Here is an 18,596-nt window from a genome sequence, read left to right as displayed (position 1 = left end):
ACTCTCCTTTCCGGTAACGGTTGTCAGGCTGGCACCAGGGCGTGCGACCGCGCCGGTACCCTGGGCCGCCGGCAGAAGTAGACGAATGCCGGCGGCACGTTGGCCCACACCGTGCGGCCGGCCACGACCTCCTCGAACCGGGTGTCCAGCGACCGTCGTAGTCGCCGGGCGGGCGGAGCCCAGCGGGCGAGGGTGTAGGCGAACGTGGCGAACGCGCCGTCCGGGGCGAGGCAGTCGGTGACGGCACCCAGGAGGTCGTCCTGCTGGTCCCCGGCGAACGCCGCCCACGGCAGGCCGCTCACGATCACGTCCGCGTGGTGGTGGCCCCGTTCGGCCAGCACTTCGCGGAGGTCGCGTGCGTCGGCCACAACGACGTCGGTCTGCGGGTACCGGCCGGCCAGGAGGCCCGCGAACCGTTCGTTGACCTCGACCGCGAGGTGGTGCCCGCGGCCGGCGAGCCGGCGCTGGACGGCGGCCGTGAACGCTCCGGTGCCGGGGCCGAGTTCGACGACCAGCGGATTCCCGTTGCGGGGCACGGGCGCGGTGATCAGGTCGGCCAGCGACGCGCCGCTGGGGGCGACCGCGGCGACGGTGAACGGGTCGCGGAGGAACTCTCGCAGGAACGCTGCCCGGTGCTCAGACCTCATCGCCCGGCTCCTTGCCCGGAGACCTGCGGCCGGGCCGACCCGGCGGCCCGGGTCAGGAGACGGGTGAGCCAGTCGCTGCGGGTACGCCGCGCCACGGCCGAGAGTCGCGCGTGCGGGTACAACGCGTCGAACCCGTGGAAGCCGCCGGCCCAGATGTGCAGCTCGGCCTGGCCGCCGGCGGCCCAGATGCGGCTGGCGTAGGTGACGGCCTCGTCGCGGAAGACCTCCGCGGTGCCGGCGTCGATGTAGACGTCCGGCAGGCCGGAGAGGTCACCGGCCGTGGCGGGTGAGACGTACGCGGGCACGGTGTCGCCGGCCGTGTCGCCGAGCACCGACCGCCATCCGAACTCGTTCATCTCCCGCGTCCACACTCCGGGCGCACCGGAGTACTGACGGCTGGACGTGGTGTCGTTGCGGTGGTCGAGCATGGGGCAGATCAGCACCTGGGCGGCGATCGACGGGCCGCCGCGGTCGCGGGCCAGCAGCGCGACCCCCGCGGTGAGGCCACCGCCGGCGCTGGCACCGGCGACCACGATGCGGTCCGGATCGACGCCCAGCTCGTCGGTGTGCTCCGCCACCCACAGCAGGCCGCGGTAGCAGTCCTCGACCAGGCTCGTGCCGGTGGCCTCCGGCGCCAGCCGGTAGTCCACGGAAACGACGACGGCGCCGAACAGGTCGAGCCACTCCAGCGGGATGTCGATCTGGGAGAAGCGATCGCCCATGACCATGCCGCCGCCGTGCATCCAGTAGACGCACGGCGCTGCGGTGGAGCGGTTCGGGCCCGCGGGGCTGAACACCGACAGCGGAATGCGCGTGCCGTCCGGGCCGGCGATGGCGACGTCGCGCCGGTCGATCGTGCGGCCCTCGAGCAGCGGCTCCACCGGCGCCGACGAGAACGGCCGGATCTGGGCGAGGACCTCATGGTTGAGTTCGGGCACGAGCGGCACGCCGGCAAGGAGCGTGCGCAGCTCAGGGTCGAAAGGGGGACTTGCCAGTGTCATGACGGATTCCTTCGCTGTGGGTGGTCGGGAACGGCCGGTTGTCCTTCGGCGGTCTCAGATGGCTGCCTTGCCGCCGATCGGCACTTCGTCGACGTATTCCGGCTCGCCCGCGATCAGCGGCTGGAGCTGCGCCATCAGCGTCCGCGCAGCGTCGGTGGCGAAGAACCCGTGGTGCGCCTCCTCGGTCGTCCAACCTTCGGTGACGTGGACGACGTCGGGGTTGCCGGCCGAGCGGCCGATCAGGAAGACGACGCAGTCCTCGTTCGCCAGCGACGGCGACGTGAGCAGGAAGCCGACCAGCTCGTCGCCCTTTCCGGGCTGGGCGGTCATGGTGGCGTGGAAGCCGTAGCTGATGGTCATCGGCCAATCTCCTCGTTCGGTGCCGCCGTGATCCGGCGGCGATCGCCGTGATGTGTACGAGCTCCACTGTCGATGCGGCCCGATCGGGCTTCATCAGTCATCCGACTTCGAGGATCCGGCCCGCCGGCGGCGGATGACCTAACCGGTCATGCCGGAACGGCCGGCGCGCGGGGCGGGTGTGACCGATCACAGCGACCCGGTTCTGGGCCGGTAGTGCCGCCCAGCGGCGGTACTCCGGCCGTCGGTTAGGTCGTTTGACGGATGCATGTGGTGCGGGCCGCGTTCCACCATCGATGACGTGACGCCATCAGGACGGGAAGAACCCGCATCGCCGCCCGCCGTGCTGCGTACGCGCGAGGTCCGCGACCGTGCCCTGTTCGACCTGGACGACGGGCCCGTCACGCCGTCGAACCGCGTCGATCTGGTGGCGACCACGCGTCTGCTCAACGTGCTGCTGGCCAGTTTGGTCGTGTCGTCGTTGCAGTACGAGCAGCACGCGATCGTCGTCCGCGCGCCGTCGGGCCGGCCGCTCGCGGGGTTCCTGTTCGCCTGCGCCGACGCGGACCGCGGTGGCGCACGGCTGCTCGCGGCGCGGATCCGGCAGCTCGGGTTCGCCGGCGAGTACGACCCGCAGCACCTGAGCGCCCGGTCCCGGGTCGCCTTCCGGACGTTCGGCGACGGCGACCTCGCCGGCATCGTGACGCAGAACCTCGTCGGGGTGCGGATTCTCGTTCAGACGTTGCAGGAGGCGGTGCGCTGGATCGGCAACGACGATCCCACCAGCAGGCGGCTGCTGGAGCGGCTGCTCGAGGAGAAGGAGACGCAGGCCGACGAGCTCAGCGCGCAGTCTTCTCAGCAGCAGGCGGCGACATCGCGTCCCGGAGTCCGGCCCGGGACGTGACGCCCAGCTTGGGGAAGATCCGGTACAGGTGAGCGCCGACTGTCCGGTGCGACAGATACAGGCGCTCGGCGATCTGCTTGTTCGTCATGCCGCTCGCCGCCAGCTGCGCGATCTGCAGTTCCTGCGCCGTCAACGCGCTCAGACCGCCCCGCTGCTGCGGGGCCGGCCGGTGCCCGGACGCGCGCAGCTCCCCGTCGACCCTGGCGAGCCACGGTTCGGCCGCCATGGCGGCGAATCCGTCGCGCGCGGCGAGAAGGTGCCGGCGGGCCTCCGCTGATGACCGGCTCCGACGGAGTTTCTCGCCCAGGACCAACTGCGCCCGGGACCCGTCGAACAGCCACCGTTTCGCCGCGGCACCGGCCAGCACCGCTTCCAGACGGGTCGCCGGTTCATCGCCGTCGAGGACAAGAGCCTCGGCGCCGGCCTGGAGCAGGGCCATGCGCGGCGACAGCGCCGCCACGTTCGCGGTGCGCATCGCCTCGACGTGGGCCCTGGCCTCGACCGTACGCCCGGTGCGTACGGCCGCCTCGACCAGGTCGAACATGACCCACGTGCAGTGCGGCACATGAGAGGCGAGGACACCGGGCGGGCTCATGGCGGCGGCGTGCCCGAACGCGGCGTCGTAGTCACCTTGCCCCAGGGCGGCGAGCGCCCGCGGATGATGGGCGAACAGTGCGGCGGCCGCCACGCCACGGGGCAGCGCCCAGTGGGTGATCTCGTCGGCAAGCGCGTACGCCTCCTCGAAACGCCCCCGGCCAGCGGCGAGGATCGCCCGGTTGTACCGGAAATACCATGCGAAGAACGGAAAGCCGCTCGTGTCGCAGATCCGCTGCCCCTCGGCCGCGAGTTCCTCAGCCTCGTCCCACCGTCCGACCAGATAGTCGTCGAGGCACAGGTGCATCAGGGCCCCGAGGTGCCGGCGGGGTGCTCCGCCCTCCCGACCCTGCTGGACCAGGCGCCAGGACGACTCCCGGCAGTCGCCGAGGCGATCGAGATAGACCGAGGCCGTGCCGATCCGCATGATGCGGGTGGGATCCGCATCGTCGGTCAGCGTCTGCAGGATCGCGTCGACCCTCGGCAGCGCAGCCGTCCCGGTGCGTACCGGATCGGCGAAACTCTCGCTCGCCAGCGCGAGTACGTCCGGCGGCTGGGGCTGGAGCCTTCGCAGGACGGAGAAGAACGGTTTCCAGTAGTCCGGCGTGCTCCCGTACCAGCACAACAGCAGCAGCGTGTGCATGGACTCGATGAGGGCGGGATCGTCGGCGCGGTAGCCGTGGTCGCCGGTCTCGATGGCGCCGGCCAGCAGCCGGTGCGCGGTATTCACGTCGCCATCCGTGTTGATCATGAGGAAGACGGCCGCGTTGGCCGCGTGCAGCGAGCCGGCGGAGTCCGGCGAAGCTCGGCGTGCATCGGTCAGCAGGATCTTGGCATCGTCGATGGCGCCGCTGGCCTCCGCGCCGATGTACGCCGCCTCCGCGAGCCGCCGTCCCCGGCCGGCGCTGGTGCTGCTCAGTTCAGCGGCGCGAACCAGGGCCGCGATCGCGGCGAGCGCATCCCCGCGGAGCATCACGCGATGCGCCGCGTCCTCGAGGAGTTCCGCCACCGCCTCGTCCAAGCCGGTGGCGGCCGCCGCCAGGTGCCATGCGCGGCGTTCCCGGTCTTCGACGAGGGCGCCTGCGAGGGCGATGTGCGCGCTGCGGCGTTCCTCATGAGTGGACATCGCCACGATCGCCGACCGGATCAGCGGATGCCGGAACGCCATCCGGGCGGTAGCGTCGTCCACGCGCACGAGATGCGCGCGCTCCGCGGGGGCCAGGTCGGCCAGGCTGGACCGGTCGGACAGGGCCGCGCGGAGCACCCGGACGTCGCCGGCGCCCTCGAAGGCAGCGAGCAGCAGTACCTGTCGGGTCGCTTCGGGCAGTCCGGCGAGGCGTGCCGCGAAGACCGCCTGTAGCCGGTCGCTGAGAGGGACCACCTCGGGTTGCGTCCCGGCGCGTTGAACGGAACCCAGCAGCGTGGACGGCAGCTCCAGCAACGCGAGGGGATTGCCCTGTGCGAGGTCGAGCAGGCGGCGCCGTACCGTCGCCGGCATCTGCGGGTGATGGGCGTCGACCAGCCGCCCGGCCGCCTCGTTGCCGAGCGGCTCGACGACCTGCTCCAACAGCCCGCGCAGGTCGAGGAAGCTCACCGTTTCCGTTCTGGCCGAGACCAGCAGCCCGGCCCGGCGGCCCGCCAGCCGCCGGGCGATGAATCCGAGGACGACCGCGGTCGCGCGATCGATCCAGTGCACGTCGTCGACCACCAGGACGACCGGCACGTCGGCCGCGACCTCCGCGACAAGCAGCAGCGCGGCGTTGCAGACCAGAAGGACGTCCGGAAGCGCGCCGGCGCCGAAGCCGAGCGCCACTGACAGCGCCTCGCGCGGACCGGACGGGAGACGGTCCAGGTCGGCGTGCACGGGCAGGAACAACTGGTTGAGACAGGAGTAGCTGACGTCGGCTTCGAACTCCGACCCGGACGCCCGCAGCACCCGCATCCCGGCGGAGATGGCGAGTTCCTCCGCGGCAGTCATGAGAGAAGACTTGCCGACACCCGGTTCGCCGCAGATCAGCCGGACGTCACCGCCACGTCGTACACCGTCGAGGAAGCCGGAGATCTGTGCCAGCTCAGCGTGACGCCCGAACAGCTCGATACCGGCCTCCCCGCACCTACACGCCCGTTGTCTGCTTGCCGGCCATCAGCCGACCTCGTACCGACTACAGGACAACCAAGGGGTCTCTGTTCGGGCAGGCTACATCGGAAACCATCGCAGAAGCGGCCGGCCGGGCAGGCGGGCAGAATCAAGCAAGAGAAGGCGAGTTCTGATCAACCGCTGCTGGGGTTCGCCGGTGCGTTGGTTCGAGCATGAGGGTTGAGGCGGGCGGCGTCCCGGCGCGGCGGACCACCGAAGAGCCGGCGGTACTCGCGGCTGAACTGCGCCGGGCTCTCGTAGCCGACGCGGCGGCTGATCCCGGCGATGTCCCCGGGGTTCGCGGCGAGCAGCAGCCTGGCGCGTTGCAGTCGGATCTGTTTCTGGTACTGGATGGGGCTCATCGAGGTGACGGCCTGGAAGTTGCGGTGGAACGCGGAGACGCTCATGCCTGCCTGCTGTGCCACCTCCTCGACCCGGAAGCTTTGCGCGTAGTTGTCGCGGATCCACTGCACAGCGCGCGCGATGTGACTGAGGCTGCTGTCGGGCAGGCCGAACTGGCGCAGCATGCTGCTCTGTTCACCGGTGAGCAGCCGCCAGATGATCTCCTGCTTGATCAGGGGTGCGATCATGGGGATGTCCCGGGGCTGGTCGAGCAGGCGCACAAGACGGACGACGGCGTCGATCAACTCGGCGGGGGCGGTGCTGACGGCCAGGCCGGGCGGCGTGCCGGGAGAGGCGTCCGGCAGTCCCGCCGGGTCGGCCCGCAGGAGCACCTCGGCGACGACGGCCGGTCGCAGGGTCAGGCCGAAGCCGAGCGCGGGTTCCTCCGGACTGGCCCGTGCGAAGTACGCGGTCACGGGCAGGTCGACCGAGGCGATGACGTACTGCCCAGCGTGATATTCGTACAGCCGGTCGTTCAGCGCGAAGCGTTTGGTGCCCTGGGCGACGAGAGCCAGCACCTTGCCGTAGGTGGTCGGCGTCGGCGGGTTGGGCCGGTCTGCCCGGAAGATACGGACGTCATCGATGGGCGAGCTCAGATCGCGCCGAGCGTGACGGGCGAGCAAGTGGCGCAACTCGTCGAGCGGCATGGTCATCATTGAAGCATCGCTCAGGGCCGGAGCCCACCGCCCGCGACTCCGCGGCGCACGGCGGGATCGGTGGTGGATCGTCCATGGAAGCCGGAAGCGCCGGGAGCACGCCGTCCCGTGCAAGGTGTCGCGGCGCGCGTTGCCCGCGCGCCGCGACGCCTTGCCGTCAGAGGGACGTCATGCGAAGGCCTCGACCGACCACAGCGAGTAGCCATACGACGTGCCCCGGGCGGTGCCGTAGATCCGCAGGTAGCGGCCCGATCTCTCCACCGTGAGGTCGTCCACGCCGCCGTCCCCTTCACCCGTCGAGTAGACCGTGTCCCAGTTGGTCCCGTCGTTGGACAACTTGACCTCGTAGCCCCGCGCGTACGCGAACTCCCAGGTCAGCCGCACCCGGGAGATCGACTTCGTCGAGCCGAGGTCGACCTGCAGCCACTGCGGGTCGCTGTACAGGCTCGACCACCGGGTGCCGGGGTCGCCGTCCACGGCGTACATCGCCGCCAGGGCCGGGATCTCCACGCTGGACGCGGTCGCGGGCTTCCCGTAGGCCAGGTCGAGCGGGTGCTTGGCGACCTGCTCGGCCGTCTGGATGGCGCCGAGCATGTAGTCCACCGCGGCGATACCCTCGGTGAATCCCGGCACGGTGGCGATCCGGACGGTGGCTTCCTCGAGGCGCTGCCGCAGCAGCTCGGACCGGGCGCCCTGCAGCTCGTTGAAGCACCCTCCAATCGGATCCTTCGTGGTGTAGTTCGTGCAGGGAACGAACGTCGGGTTCTGGCCGGCGGTCGCGGTCGGCTCCGGCTTGCCTTCCTCCGGGGCCTTCACCACGCACTTGCCGTCGCCCGCCACGGACGAGCAGTAGTTGTCGCGAGCGGTCAGGAACGGCGCCAGCACCCGCTGCTCGCCGTGGTCCGACGGCACCCGCTCCGTCCCCAGCAGGTAGAGCCCGACCCTCTCGTCCTGCCGCATCGACTTCGCGAAGCCGAGCTTCGTGTATGCCTCGAGCAGCATGACGGTCCGGGTGAGCGTCGTGTTGAGGCTGTTGAGCGTCGTACCGGGTGTGACCAGCTCTCGCGTCACGTCTGCGTAGTACTGCCCGGCTGCGCCGTACAGCCAGTCACGCACCTTCCGCACCGCTTCGCCATTGTCGGAGCGGGTGGCGGACTGCTGGAACGTCGCCTTGTACGTCGACACCCAGTTCGCCCGCATCGCGTCGTCGGGTTTGGTCAGCCACGACTTGCGGGTGTCCCGCGGCGGGTAGACCTGCGCCATTTTCCCGTACGGGATCACCTTCGTCCAGGTGCGCGCGACGACCGGCTGGCCGTTCCACACCTGCTGCACCCGGAACTGCACCTCCAGGTCGGCGTAGAGCGCGTAGGGCTTGTCGGTTTGCTCCGGCGGCTCGGTCATGTTGACCCACGCGGCCTGGTAGCAGGTCTGCACCGGGGTCTCAGCCCGTCCGCGGTTGGCGACCCACAACTCATTCAGGTCCAGGCTGACCACGTTGCTCGGGCGGGAGGCGGTCATGCCGGACCCGGCGCAGACGGAGATGCCGCCCGGCTCTTCGGCCGGCTTCGGCACCTGCTGGCTGGGCAGTCCGGCGATGTTGACGTCCGTGGCCTGGTTCAGCGCGGCGAGCTCCTTCTTCTGGAACTCGGTGGCCATCGCGGACGCGGTGGTGCGGTAGGTCTCCAGCAACTTCGTGAAGACCGGGTTCAGCCGCGGGCCTCCTGCCGGCTGTGGCAGGCTGAACTGCCGCACCGCATACTGGATGGCCTCGCCCGCGGCGGTGACGTCAGTCGTCACGCCGTTGACTGTCGATGCCTGCGCCGGGTTCTGCGCGAGCAGCGTCTTGTAACCCTCGGCGGCCAGCAGCCAGAACTCCACCGATGGCGTGTCGCTGACTCTGCTCGTCTGCGGCAGACCGAGATTCGCGTAGGCGTACTGGTTCAGCCATGCGATGGAACCGTACTGCCCGTAGTCGCGCAGCGCGTTCTCCGGAGCTTGCACGCCGAGTGGCGCGGCCTGCGGGTGAACTGTGCTCTTGTTCGACGCGGCACCCTGCAGGGACGTCGCCGCGTCGAAGTAGTAGGTGGACGACATCTCCCGGCCGGCTCTGAACCGGTAGTCCAGCGAGTTGTTCATCGTCGTGATGACGGCGTCCTTCCCGGCCTGCTGGTCGGCCGTGAGGAGTGCATGACCCCAGTAGTCCACCTGCTCCGTCAGCTTGGCGAGGTTGGCCGTGATCGTCTGGAGCTGGGCCTGGGTCGCCTGGTGCAGCTTCACCACCACGTCGAACTGGTCGTACAGCGCGTCGTAGAGATTCCCCAGAGCCGTCTCGATGCGGTCGAACCGCTCGTTCATCTCGTTCTTGAGGTCCTTGACCTGCTCCTTCAGTGCCGTCATCTGCTCGAGGATCTGCTGCTCCGGTGACGGCCCAGACGCGAACAGCGGCAACAGCGACTGGACAGCGCCGAGCACGTTGGCGGCCAGCCCGATGCCGGTCATCGAGAACAGCGCGCCGGTCAGACCCTTGGCCGCGATCGTGGGCAGGAAGTTGTTGACCGCCGTGGCGATCTGGACGGCCGCGTTCCCGGCGACCGACACGAACTTGCCCGCATCCTTGTTAGCGAAGCCGACCAGGATCGACAGCAGCTTCACCGCGCCCGCCGCCTGGTCGATCCACACCTGCCGGGCCGCCGCGTTGGCCTTCGCCACCTCATAGTCGGACGGGCTCGGGTTGGCGCCCTGCACGGGGAACTTGGTGTTCAACCGATCGAGCTCCGTGTTGGTCGCGCCGACCTGCGCGTTGATCTCCTTGAGCAGCTTGGTCAGCTGCCGGTTGCCCTCCGCGATGTAGAGATCGGAGTTGACCTGGAGATCCTTCAGCGCCTGTACGTCGACGAACGTACCGATCAGCGGGTCGGCCTCGAGCGCCTCCACGGTGGCGTCGGCCGAGACGCCGTACAGGGCGCCGATGTAGCCGTTCCACGCGGCGCGGAACTCCGGGTCGTTGGCGCCGTAGGTGGCTACCGCGGTCCACTGGTTGTCCATGACCTGGAAGACCTGGGTGAGGTATGCGCTCTCGAACTGCGACGCATAGATCTCGTCGACCATCGTCCCGTACTTGGTCAGCTGCTTGCCGAGCGTCTCCTGCATCATCTGCTGCAGGATGGGGGCGGCGATCGAGCCGGCCGGATTCTTCGCGGTCAACTCGAGAAGCTTGGTCGCCAACAGGTACATCGGGCGTTCCAGGTCGTCGGCGACCAGGTGGCTCTTGTAGTACTCGTTCATCTTGACGCCGTGTTCGAGCACCTGCCTCGCCGTGGCGTTCGGGTTCAGCTGCTTGAAGCCGACCATCTCCGCGCTGACGTACATGTTGCGCAGGCCCTCATGACCACTCGTCCGGCTGCGCATGTACGCCGAGAACAGGCCCCGGCGGCGCTGTTCCGGGTCGGTCGAGACGGGCGCCGCGTGCGCCGTCGTCGGCAGCACCACCACGTTGCCCGTGCTGACGGCCAGCGCCACCAGCACACCCGCCAGCAGCCGACCCCATCGGCCGGCGAAGGGACCTGGACGGGCCCTTCGATATCCTATTTTGACCACTTGTTCTCCTTCGTTGTACTTTCCGTGGCGCGGCAGCGGATCATGACCACGGCGCGCGGCCACCGGACGATGCACTCGGATTGGTCGTGCCGGCGGAGCGTAGGTGGGGACACTCAACGCCCGCGTGCAATTCACATGCACAAATGCACACCGGACCTCGCACAGGCCGACCGCGCCCACCGTCGTCGCGTCAGGGCCGTTCGTCTTGCAGGCTCACGTGGGCCGGTCTGCGCCATCCGCGGGCATGGCACGCGAGGCGGGCATGGGCCATGGGCGTGCGCGTGCGGCCGCGGAAGCGGCGCCGGCCTGCGCGGCGAAGGTTTGTGCAAGGTGCATGGCAGGCCTGGTCGACACCCTGAGCCACGACTCGACCGGCCGAACCGTTCGGCCGGCGTGGCGAAAGGAAACGGCTTTGAACCGATCGACCATCCGCCGGGCGGCGATCACCGCCCTGGTGCTCACCTGCGCCGCCCTTGGGATGCCCGCGCCTCCGGCGAACGCCTTCGCGATCTACGTCGTCACGAACGTCAACGACATCGGGGCCGGGTCGCTGCGGGACGCCATCGACATGGCCAACGGCAGCCCCGGGCTCGACTCGATCACGTTCGCCCTGCCCGGCGCCGGGCCGCGGGTGATCGTCCCGCAGAGCGACCTGCCGGCGATCACCGATCCGCTGATCATCGCCGGCTACACCGAACCGGGCGCGTCCCCGGCGACCGCGACCACCCCGGCCACGCTCACCGTGGTCATCAACGGAACGTTCATGACCACCGGCCTGACCATCGACGCCGACAACAGCGCCGTGTCCGGGCTCGTCATCAACAGCGTCGCCGGGGCCGGCGGCGACTGCGGCGGCGCCGGCATCTGCGTGCGCGGCGATCACAACCTCATCCGCGGCAACTACATCGGCACGGGCAACGCCGGCGCGGTCGCCCTGCAGAACAACGACTCCGGCGTGATCGTCCTCGGCGCCGACAACCAGATCGGCGGCGAGCACCCGGCCGACCGCAACCTCATCTCCGGCAACCGGCTGTACGGCGTCGAACTGCAGGGCACCGGCACCAAGGTGCTCGGCAACCGCATCGGCAGCGACGCGACCGGCACGAACGCGCTCGGCAACGGCAGTGGCGGCATCCTGGTGAACGGTGCCGGCAACCAGATCGGCAGCGACCAGGCCGGCGGCGGCAACGTCATCTCCGGCAACCCCGGCATCGGCCTCGACATCGACAACGGCGCCGACTTCACGATCGTCCACGGCAACCTGATCGGCGTCAACGCGACCGCCACCGCGGCCCTCGCCAACGACAGCGGCATCGAGGTGAGCAGCAACTCCAATGAGATCGGCGGCTTCCTCACCGGCACCGCCAACGTCGTGTCCGGCAACACCGGCGTGGGTCTCGAGGTGGACGGGATCGCCGGGTCCAACCAGATCGTCGGCAACCTCATCGGCGTCGCGCCCGGACCGATGGGCCCGGCGGACATCGGCAACGGCGGCGACGGCGTCTGGCTGCGCAGCAGCACCGTCAACTCCCTGGGCACCGACGACGCGGGCGGCGGCAACACCATCTCCGGCAACGACGGCGACGGCGTCCGGGTCGACGGCAACGACCAGGACATCAAGGGCAACCGCATCGGCACGGCGATCGGTGCCGCCGGAACGCTGGTGCCGCTGCCCAACACCGGCAACGGCATCACGGTCAGCGCCGACCGGACGATCATCGGCGGTGACAACACGGGATCGGCGAACGTGATCGGCACCAACCGCGCCAACGGCATCGAGCTCGACGCCGCCACCGACGAGACCGTGATCCGGGGCAACGCGATCGGTACAGACCCCACCGGCGCGATCACCCTGTCCAACACCCTCAACGGCATCCTGATCACGGACGCCGACACCAACCACATCGGCTCGGTCGACCCGCTCGTCCCGCCGAACCGGATTGCCTTCAACGGCCTCGCCGGGATCGCGCTGAGCGCCGGCGCGGTCGGCAACGACATCCTCGGCAACCTCGACTACGGCAACGTCGGCCTCGGCATCAACCTCGACCTGGCGCTGGCGCCGCCCGCGGTCGTGCCCAACGACTTCCAGGACCCGGACGCAGGCGCCAACAACCTGCAGAACTACCCGATCATCACGGCCGCCACCTTCGCCGCGGCCGTCACCACCATCAACTGGCGCCTGAACAGCACCCCGTTGACCATGTTCCGGGTCGAGTTCTTCGCCGCCGCGGCCTGCGGCGTGGGCGGCGTGAGCCCGGCGGAGACCTTCCTCGGCGCCGTCACGGTCGTCACCAACGCCAACGGCAACGTCGTCGCGGCGACCGTACCGCCCGTCGCCACCCCGGCCGGCACCGTGGTCATGGCCACCGCGACCGAGATGCCGGCCGCGGCCACCTACGCCTCGACGTCGGAGATCGGCGCCTGCGTCGTCGTCGTGTAATCCCTGAGGGCCGCCCGGACGTCAACCGGGCGGCCCCAGCGCCAAGCGCAGGTCAGCAGCGGCGTTTCGCCTCCGCCTCGAAGTCCGCCGAGGACATGACCGTCTCGGACACGTTGTCCTCGCCGACCGTGAGGATCTGGCCGTCGGTGAGCGCCGTCACCTCCGAGCCGGTGAAGGTGACATCCATGGGGCGACGGCGCCGGACCGGGTAACTGGCCCGGGACGTAGTCGAGGAAGCACCATGGTGCGACCCGGCCGAGCGCGCCGTCGCCGAGCGCTGCTCGGGCGACCGGCCCTGCGCGTGCAGGGCGGGGCGACTGCCCGTCCCCGGGCGGCTTCGACGGCTGGGTCACGTTCTAGCCCAGCTCCTTGAGCAGGTAGAACGCGGTGTCGCTGCGGTACTCGGCGAGGGCGGCCCGCAGCGCCGTCCGGTAGGCGTCGCGCTCGTCCTCGGTGCGCTGCGGCGCTCGGTACAACGGGAACAACGCCTGCAGGGCCATGTCTCTTCCGTCGGGACCCACCTCGGGCGCGAGGGCCATCAGCTGCGTCCACGCACCCGCACCGCTTCCGCGCGGCGTCGACGCGGCCGGTCTCCTCCTCGGTCAGCTCGTCGGGCGGTAGCAGGAGGTTGTCGCCCCGCAGCCCGTCGTCCTCCACGAGCCACAGCCGGTCGCGCAGGACCACGAACCGCTCGTCGCCCGCCGTCGCTTCGGGCCGCGGCCCGGTGATGGTGACCCCGTGCCGCCTGGCGACGTACCCGACCCGCTCCCAGTCGACGGCGACGGCGACGGCGCACCAGTGCGCCCAGGCGAGCATCGAGCGCAGGCAGCTGCCGGCAGGGCTGGAAACCACCAGTACATCCGCCGGTCCCCGGCCCGATGCGGCTCCGCGGCCGGTTCGAGCCCGTCGAGGTAGTGGTCCAGCTCGTCGTAGGCCTTGCCGCCGAGCACATGGAACCACTGCGCGAACGTCCGCATCTCCTCCCACACCGCCACGCGCGCCGTGTCGACGTCACCGTCGCCGTCAATGCTGATCGAGAACCCGATGCCACCCATGCGCGCGGACGCTACCAACCGCGCGCCACCCGCCCGGCCCACTGGATCTGGGCACCGGCCCTGGCGCAGCCGCTGCGAGGCTGACGGGTCAGCGGGACGCTGACGGCGCGGGCGAGCCGGGCTTCGGTGTCGTGACGGTGCCGGTGAGCTTCGCCTCGCACCGCGGGCTCAGCGAGTGCTGCTGGGCGACGATCGAGCCGTCGACCCGCAGGATGCACTGCAGCTGCGGGATCTGCGTGCCGATCACGGCGTCGCCGTCCGGGGCGGCGTTGCCGCCGAGGACCACGGTCGTGACGTCCGGATACACCACGTCGACCTGCTTCGTCCAGGTCGACTGCGGGGTGTCGAACGACACCGACGCGCCCCGCTCGTCGCTGTAGGCGCCGACGATCTTCAATCCGGGACCACCGGAGTGGAACAGCTCGTAGGTCACCGTGTGGGTCACCTTCGCAGCCGGAGGCGAGTCTTCCGACGGTGTGTTGCAGCCGCTCAGTGCACCCGCCGCCACCAGCAGTACAGCGACCGGCGTTGCGACCCGCAGCATGCGTGAACTCCCCCGTGGTAGCCGACGGGTGGCAGCTTAGCTTGAGATTTAACCAACGGCCCGGGCGATCAGAAGATCGTCCGGGCCGTTTCGGTGTGTCGCAAGGATATGGGTACGGCCACCCGTGATCATTCGGAGTGCTGAAGCTTCGAAGGATGCGGGGTGGCCGTGGGGCCTACTATGCCAGGTTTGCAGGCTGTGGTGGCAACAGATGCCTCGGTGTGTCGTGCGGCATTGGTCGCGTTCCGAGCCGGATTGTATGCGTGCTTCAGCAGACGCGCGGACGCGTTGTTCGAGCTCGTGGATGCGGTGTTGACCGCTGATGGTCCGGTGGACTCCCTGGTGGAACTGTCGCAGGAGAAGGTGTTCCGGCGTGGACACGGGGCGTTGTATGACGCGCTGGCCTGTGGTGATCTCGACGTTGAACAGCTGGCTGGGCTGATCGCGTCGTCGTGGCAGCCCGCCGACGACGGTCCGGTGAAGATCGCGGTGGATACCTCGGCGTGGCCACGGCCGGACGCGGTGACCTCTGCGGGGCTGTGTCACTGCTACACCTCCTGCCGTTGCGACGGATCCCGCAAGACGATTCCGGGCTGGCCGTTCTCCTTCGCCGCCGGGTTGGAGTGGGGTGCGTCGTCGTGGACCGCGCTGCTGGACGTGGTGCGTATCGGCCCGGACGACGACGTGACGGTGGTGACGGTCGCCCAGATCGCCAATGTGCTGGCCCGTCTGGAGGAGGCCGGGACGCTCGCGCGGCGGCCCGCGCCGGTGTTCACGTTCGACTCCGGATACGACCTGACCCGCATCACCTATCTCGCCGGACTCGACGGTCTGGGTGTGCAGGTCCTGGGTCGGGTGCGCAGCGACCGGGTGTTCTACGCACCGGCACCCAAGCGACGCAAGGACGGTCGGCCGGGCCGGCCCAGGAAGCACGGCAGCCGGTTCGAACTGTCCAAGCCGACAGCGCTTCCGGCGCCCGATCAGCGGCTGCGTGGGCAGAACCCGCGATACGGCGAGGTGATGGTCAGCGCGTGGCACGGGCTGCACCAGAAACTGTCCAGACAGGCCGGCTGGACCGACTTCGAGGGGGTGCTACCGGTCGTGGCTGGCACCGTGATCCGCATCCAGGTCGAGCGTCTGCCCGGCAACCGGGCGCCGCAAGACCTGTGGCTGTGGCACACCGCACCACCGGGCACCGTCTTTGACCTGGACCTGCTGTGGAAGACCTACCTCCGCCGGTTCGATGTGGAACACACCTTCCGGCTGCTCAAGTCCACCCTGGGCTGGACCGCCCCGCAGATTCGTACTCCTGAGCAGGGTGAACGCTGGACATGGCTGATCCTGGCCGCGCACGCCCAGCTGCGGCTGGCGAAGACCCTCACGACTGATCTACGCCGTCCCTGGGAGAAGACGATCCCTGCGGGGCGGTCGATGACCCCTGGACGGGTCCGCCGGGGTTTCCGTAACCTGCGCCGGCATCTGGGCACTCCGGCCGGTAGGCCGAAAACCACCAATCCTGGTCCCGGCCGTCCCGTGGGTAGCACCCGGCCTCCGCGAACCCGCTACCCAGTCGGCAAGAAGAAGTCCACAGTGGACACACCAAAAGTCAACAATCAGGCACTCAAGGGATAAAACTCAAGCTTAGAGCGACCGGCAGTAGGTGTCACTTGAGTCTGCGGGTGGTGGGTCGGGTGTCCCAGCGGTAGAGGGTGCGGGCTCGTTGGATGAGTTGACGGACGGTGACGATGGCGGCGGCCAGGTACAGGTAGAAGTCGACGATGGCGGCGTTGCGGTCGGTGCAGCGGCGGATCTTGCCGAAGCCGTTCATCCACGAGTTCGTCCGCTCCACCACCCAGCGTTTGCCGATCTGGACCGGGGCGGGTACGCCCTTGCGGGCGATCTGCGCGTCGAAGCCGAGTTCGTCGAGCAGGTCACGGGCCCGGTTGTTGTCGTAGCCGCGGTCGAGATGGGCAGTGACCCGTTCCGGCCAGTGGTGCCGCAGCTGGGTGCTGCACGCGGCGAAGGTGTCGCGCAGCAGCGGGGAGTCGTGCCGGTTGGCGGTGGCGCCGACGATGCCGAGCGGGATGCCGTACCCGTCCACGCCGGTCGAGCGTTTCATGCCGCCCTTGCCACGGTCGACCGGTGACCGGCCGGCCCGGTCGCCGCCGCACGGTGCTTTCGTGATCGCGCCGTCGGCGCTGACGTCGGCCAGGTCCAGGCCGATCATCCGGTCGTAGGCGTCCAGGGCCAGCTCGTGGATCTGCTCGCCGAGACCGGCGTCGGCCCACAGCCGCAGACGCCGGCGGATCGTGCGGTCCGAGCAGGTCTGCGAGGCGACGCGTTCATACCCGGATCCGTGGACCAGCGCGGCGATGACGTGCTCGAACACGACCCGGTCCGGGATCCGGCGGCGGTGACAACCGAGGGGATGCGCCGGGTCGAACTCGGGTTGTTCAGGCCACAGCGCGGCGAACTGGACCCAGACAGGCTCGAACAACGATGATGGCAGCGCAGGCACGGGACTCCATCGGTTACGAAGCGTAGAGAACTCCGATGATCAATGGACCCGTGCCTGCCTCGCACCCGGGGTCCCCACCCGCCCAGATCCTGACCTATTGCCGGTCGCTCTTAGCCTCGATCCGTGGATCGGCTGCGGCGTTGGTCTTTGGGTGGGGTGTAGTTGATCTTGTTGGGGTTGAGGGCGTGGTGGTGCTGCTGGCCCGCCGCGCCAGCGTGCTCGGGTTTCGTGTGGTCGGTTGCGGGTGGGTGTTGCGTTGCGGTGTGCGCGGTGGGGGCCGCTGGTCAGGTGAAGACGGCTTTCCAGAGGGCGAGCCAGGCGTGGGCGCGGGGCCAGAGGGTGGGCAGGTGCAGAGTCGGGCGGCGTTGCGGGCGGGCCAGCCGTGCGGGGATGTTGATCAGGTGGGTGCGCAGGGTGGCGCCGCGGGCGGTGGCGTAGCGGGGGATGCGGGTGAGGGTGCCCGCGGCGCGGAGCAGGTTGTGACAGATGGCGGCGAGGATGGTCCAGGCGGCGTTGGCACCGAACTGACCGGAGGGTTGGTGGGCCCAGGGGCCGTCGATGAGGTCGGACCAGACGGTTTCGCAGATGGCGTGTCGTCGGTGGGTGATGTCGGCGTCGGCGGTGGGTTCGGGGTTGTTGGTGAGGAATGGGTGGTGGCGCCAGACGGGGAACAGCGGGTCCTGGGTGTTGGCGTCCAGGACACGGCGCACGATCAGTCGGGCGGTGACGCGGTGGTGGCTGTCGGCGAACGCGGTGAAGGTGATTTCGGCGACCTGGGCGTCGGAGATGAGTGCGCCGGTGTCCGGGTCGGTGACCGCGCCGGGGTAGTGCACCGGTGTGTACTGCTCGTCGTCGATGGCGGCGATCGCGGCGTTGACGGTGCTGGTTTTGGTCAGGGTGAAGGAGAACCGGGCTCCGGCGTTGCGGACTGCGGTGATGACCTTGCCGTTGCCGTAGGCGGAGTCTCCGCGGATGAGGAGGTTGCCGGGTTGCGCGCCGGCGGCGACGGCGGTGTTGATCGCTTCGGTGAGGATGCTCGCGGCGCCTTTGGCGGATGCGGCCCGGCCGGCGCGGAGCCGGACCGCGGCGATCACCGGTGCTGTGGTGCGGGTGCAGATGGTGGCTGCGAGCGGGGACAGCCCGCGGCGCAGGATCGTCTTTCCGGCGATTTTGGTGTGGCCGAAGGAGGCGCCCTGTTTGGCGTGGCCGTAGACCGGGCGCAGCAGCGAGTCGATGTCGATGAAGGCCTGTTCGGCGATGTCGTGCAGCACCGGTGTGCGTTGTGTGAGAGCGACCAGGTGCCGGCGCAGCACCGTGGAGAGCTGCCGGGTGTGGCCGTGGGTGAACTCACGCAGGAAGATCCCGAGCGTGGTGCTGGCGTAGACCCCGCCGAACAGCTGCCGCATCCCACCGGCCCGGATCACGTCCAGATCGTCGATGCTGTCCGCGCCGGCGGCCATCCCGGCGATGATCGAGGTCAGCTTCGGGGTCGGGTTCGCCGCCCCGGATCTGACCCGCTCATCCACGAACCGCACATGCTGATCCAGCAGCTGTGACAGGCCTGCCTGCTCAGCCAGTTCCAGCAGCGGGACCAGACCCGCGTGCGACACGAGATTGCCCTCGTCGAACACCGCGCCGTCCGCCCGGAAGGCATGAGATCCTTGCACCGAGAGTGTCCTTCCGAGCCGCACCGATCAGGTCCTAGCGGTAGTTTGTTGCCTGCGGCTTCTGGGCAGTAATAGCC

Annotated in this window: 14 protein-coding genes; 3 read left to right on the top strand and 11 right to left on the bottom strand. The window is 69.5% G+C overall.

Annotated elements, in window-relative coordinates:
* Nucleotides 1-23: 23 nt before the first annotated feature.
* The 3 genes from ACQEVZ_RS59745 to ACQEVZ_RS59735 are packed head-to-tail and all read right to left on the bottom strand — an operon-like array spanning nucleotide 24 to nucleotide 2,008.
* Complete coding sequence (locus tag ACQEVZ_RS59745; RefSeq protein WP_344508847.1) at nucleotides 24-647, bottom strand: class I SAM-dependent methyltransferase; 624 nt, start codon at nucleotides 645-647, stop codon at nucleotides 24-26.
* Nucleotides 644-1,648 (bottom strand): alpha/beta hydrolase, encoded by a 1,005-nt coding sequence (locus tag ACQEVZ_RS59740; RefSeq protein ID WP_433385934.1) that lies wholly within the window; start codon nucleotides 1,646-1,648, stop codon nucleotides 644-646. The genes ACQEVZ_RS59745 and ACQEVZ_RS59740 overlap by 4 nt, the downstream gene beginning before the upstream one ends.
* 54 nt (nucleotides 1,649-1,702) lie before the next feature.
* Nucleotides 1,703-2,008, bottom strand: a complete 306-nt coding sequence (locus ACQEVZ_RS59735) for a putative quinol monooxygenase (RefSeq protein ID WP_344508844.1) — start codon at nucleotides 2,006-2,008, stop codon at nucleotides 1,703-1,705.
* Nucleotides 2,009-2,306: 298 nt separating this feature from the next.
* Here ACQEVZ_RS59735 and ACQEVZ_RS59730 point away from each other — a divergent pair, with 298 nt between their 5' ends.
* Complete coding sequence (locus ACQEVZ_RS59730; RefSeq protein WP_433385931.1) at nucleotides 2,307-2,909, top strand: ferritin-like domain-containing protein; 603 nt, start codon at nucleotides 2,307-2,309, stop codon at nucleotides 2,907-2,909.
* Here the strand turns inward: ACQEVZ_RS59730 and ACQEVZ_RS59725 are convergent.
* The 3 genes from ACQEVZ_RS59725 to ACQEVZ_RS59715 all read right to left on the bottom strand — a co-directional run bounded on the left by ACQEVZ_RS59725 (nucleotide 2,845) and on the right by ACQEVZ_RS59715 (nucleotide 10,370).
* The gene (locus tag ACQEVZ_RS59725) at nucleotides 2,845-5,565 is read right to left on the bottom strand and encodes a LuxR C-terminal-related transcriptional regulator (protein ID WP_433386234.1); all 2,721 of its coding nucleotides are present in this window, start codon (nucleotides 5,563-5,565) and stop codon (nucleotides 2,845-2,847) included. The genes ACQEVZ_RS59730 and ACQEVZ_RS59725 overlap by 65 nt on opposite strands.
* Nucleotides 5,566-5,774: 209 nt before the next feature.
* Nucleotides 5,775-6,689, bottom strand: coding sequence for an AraC family transcriptional regulator (locus tag ACQEVZ_RS59720; protein ID WP_354903889.1), 915 nt, complete (start codon nucleotides 6,687-6,689; stop codon nucleotides 5,775-5,777).
* A 177-nt stretch (nucleotides 6,690-6,866) separates the two neighbouring features.
* Nucleotides 6,867-10,370: a discoidin domain-containing protein gene (locus ACQEVZ_RS59715; RefSeq protein WP_433385928.1), complete on the bottom strand. Its 3,504-nt coding sequence runs from the start codon at nucleotides 10,368-10,370 to the stop codon at nucleotides 6,867-6,869.
* A gap of 337 nt (nucleotides 10,371-10,707) precedes the next feature.
* Between ACQEVZ_RS59715 and ACQEVZ_RS59710 the strand changes: the two genes are divergently transcribed.
* The gene (locus tag ACQEVZ_RS59710; RefSeq protein WP_433385925.1) at nucleotides 10,708-12,735 is read left to right on the top strand and encodes a hypothetical protein; all 2,028 of its coding nucleotides are present in this window, start codon (nucleotides 10,708-10,710) and stop codon (nucleotides 12,733-12,735) included.
* 52 nt (nucleotides 12,736-12,787) lie between these two features.
* On the opposite strand, the gene ACQEVZ_RS59705 is transcribed toward ACQEVZ_RS59710, so the two are convergent.
* The 3 genes from ACQEVZ_RS59705 to ACQEVZ_RS59695 all read right to left on the bottom strand — a co-directional run bounded on the left by ACQEVZ_RS59705 (nucleotide 12,788) and on the right by ACQEVZ_RS59695 (nucleotide 14,334).
* Nucleotides 12,788-12,922 carry a hypothetical protein gene (locus tag ACQEVZ_RS59705; RefSeq protein ID WP_433385918.1) on the bottom strand — a complete coding sequence of 45 codons (135 nt, stop codon included), beginning with the start codon at nucleotides 12,920-12,922 and terminating at the stop codon, nucleotides 12,788-12,790.
* Between the two features lie 169 nt (nucleotides 12,923-13,091).
* The gene (locus tag ACQEVZ_RS59700) at nucleotides 13,092-13,235 is read right to left on the bottom strand and encodes a hypothetical protein (RefSeq protein ID WP_433385915.1); all 144 of its coding nucleotides are present in this window, start codon (nucleotides 13,233-13,235) and stop codon (nucleotides 13,092-13,094) included.
* Between the two features lie 643 nt (nucleotides 13,236-13,878).
* A complete protein-coding gene (locus tag ACQEVZ_RS59695) occupies nucleotides 13,879-14,334 on the bottom strand; it encodes a hypothetical protein (protein WP_433385912.1) in 456 nt (151 codons plus the stop codon).
* Between the two features lie 180 nt (nucleotides 14,335-14,514).
* Between ACQEVZ_RS59695 and ACQEVZ_RS59690 the strand changes: the two genes are divergently transcribed.
* Entirely contained in the window at nucleotides 14,515-15,966 is a 1,452-nt protein-coding gene (locus ACQEVZ_RS59690; protein WP_433359946.1) for an NF041680 family putative transposase, read from the top strand.
* 31 nt (nucleotides 15,967-15,997) lie between these two features.
* On the opposite strand, the gene ACQEVZ_RS59685 is transcribed toward ACQEVZ_RS59690, so the two are convergent.
* Together ACQEVZ_RS59685 and ACQEVZ_RS59680 are read right to left on the bottom strand one after the other, a co-directional pair.
* Complete coding sequence (locus tag ACQEVZ_RS59685) at nucleotides 15,998-16,852, bottom strand: IS5 family transposase (protein WP_433385909.1); 855 nt, start codon at nucleotides 16,850-16,852, stop codon at nucleotides 15,998-16,000.
* A 284-nt stretch (nucleotides 16,853-17,136) separates the two neighbouring features.
* Entirely contained in the window at nucleotides 17,137-18,519 is a 1,383-nt protein-coding gene (locus tag ACQEVZ_RS59680; protein ID WP_433376068.1) for an IS1380 family transposase, read from the bottom strand.
* Nucleotides 18,520-18,596 lie beyond the last annotated feature (77 nt).

The organism is Dactylosporangium sp. CA-152071 (assembly GCF_050936335.1).
Classification (GTDB): domain Bacteria; phylum Actinomycetota; class Actinomycetes; order Mycobacteriales; family Micromonosporaceae; genus Dactylosporangium; species Dactylosporangium maewongense.
This window is presented reverse-complemented; position numbering and strand designations above follow the sequence as displayed.

Excerpts from the sequence above, each read along its gene's own strand:
- ACQEVZ_RS59745 (WP_344508847.1), bottom strand. The coding sequence starts at position 647 with ATGAGGTCTGAGCACCGGGCAGCGTTCCTGCGAGAGTTCCTCCGCGAC.
- ACQEVZ_RS59740 (WP_433385934.1), bottom strand. The coding sequence starts at position 1,648 with ATGACACTGGCAAGTCCCCCTTTCGACCCTGAGCTGCGCACGCTCCTT.
- ACQEVZ_RS59735 (WP_344508844.1), bottom strand. The coding sequence starts at position 2,008 with ATGACCATCAGCTACGGCTTCCACGCCACCATGACCGCCCAGCCCGGA.
- ACQEVZ_RS59720 (WP_354903889.1), bottom strand. The coding sequence starts at position 6,689 with ATGCCGCTCGACGAGTTGCGCCACTTGCTCGCCCGTCACGCTCGGCGC.
- ACQEVZ_RS59705 (WP_433385918.1), bottom strand. The coding sequence starts at position 12,922 with ATGGATGTCACCTTCACCGGCTCGGAGGTGACGGCGCTCACCGACGGC.
- ACQEVZ_RS59700 (WP_433385915.1), bottom strand. The coding sequence starts at position 13,235 with ATGGCCCTGCAGGCGTTGTTCCCGTTGTACCGAGCGCCGCAGCGCACC.
- ACQEVZ_RS59695 (WP_433385912.1), bottom strand. The coding sequence starts at position 14,334 with ATGCTGCGGGTCGCAACGCCGGTCGCTGTACTGCTGGTGGCGGCGGGT.
- ACQEVZ_RS59690 (WP_433359946.1), top strand. The coding sequence starts at position 14,515 with ATGCCAGGTTTGCAGGCTGTGGTGGCAACAGATGCCTCGGTGTGTCGT.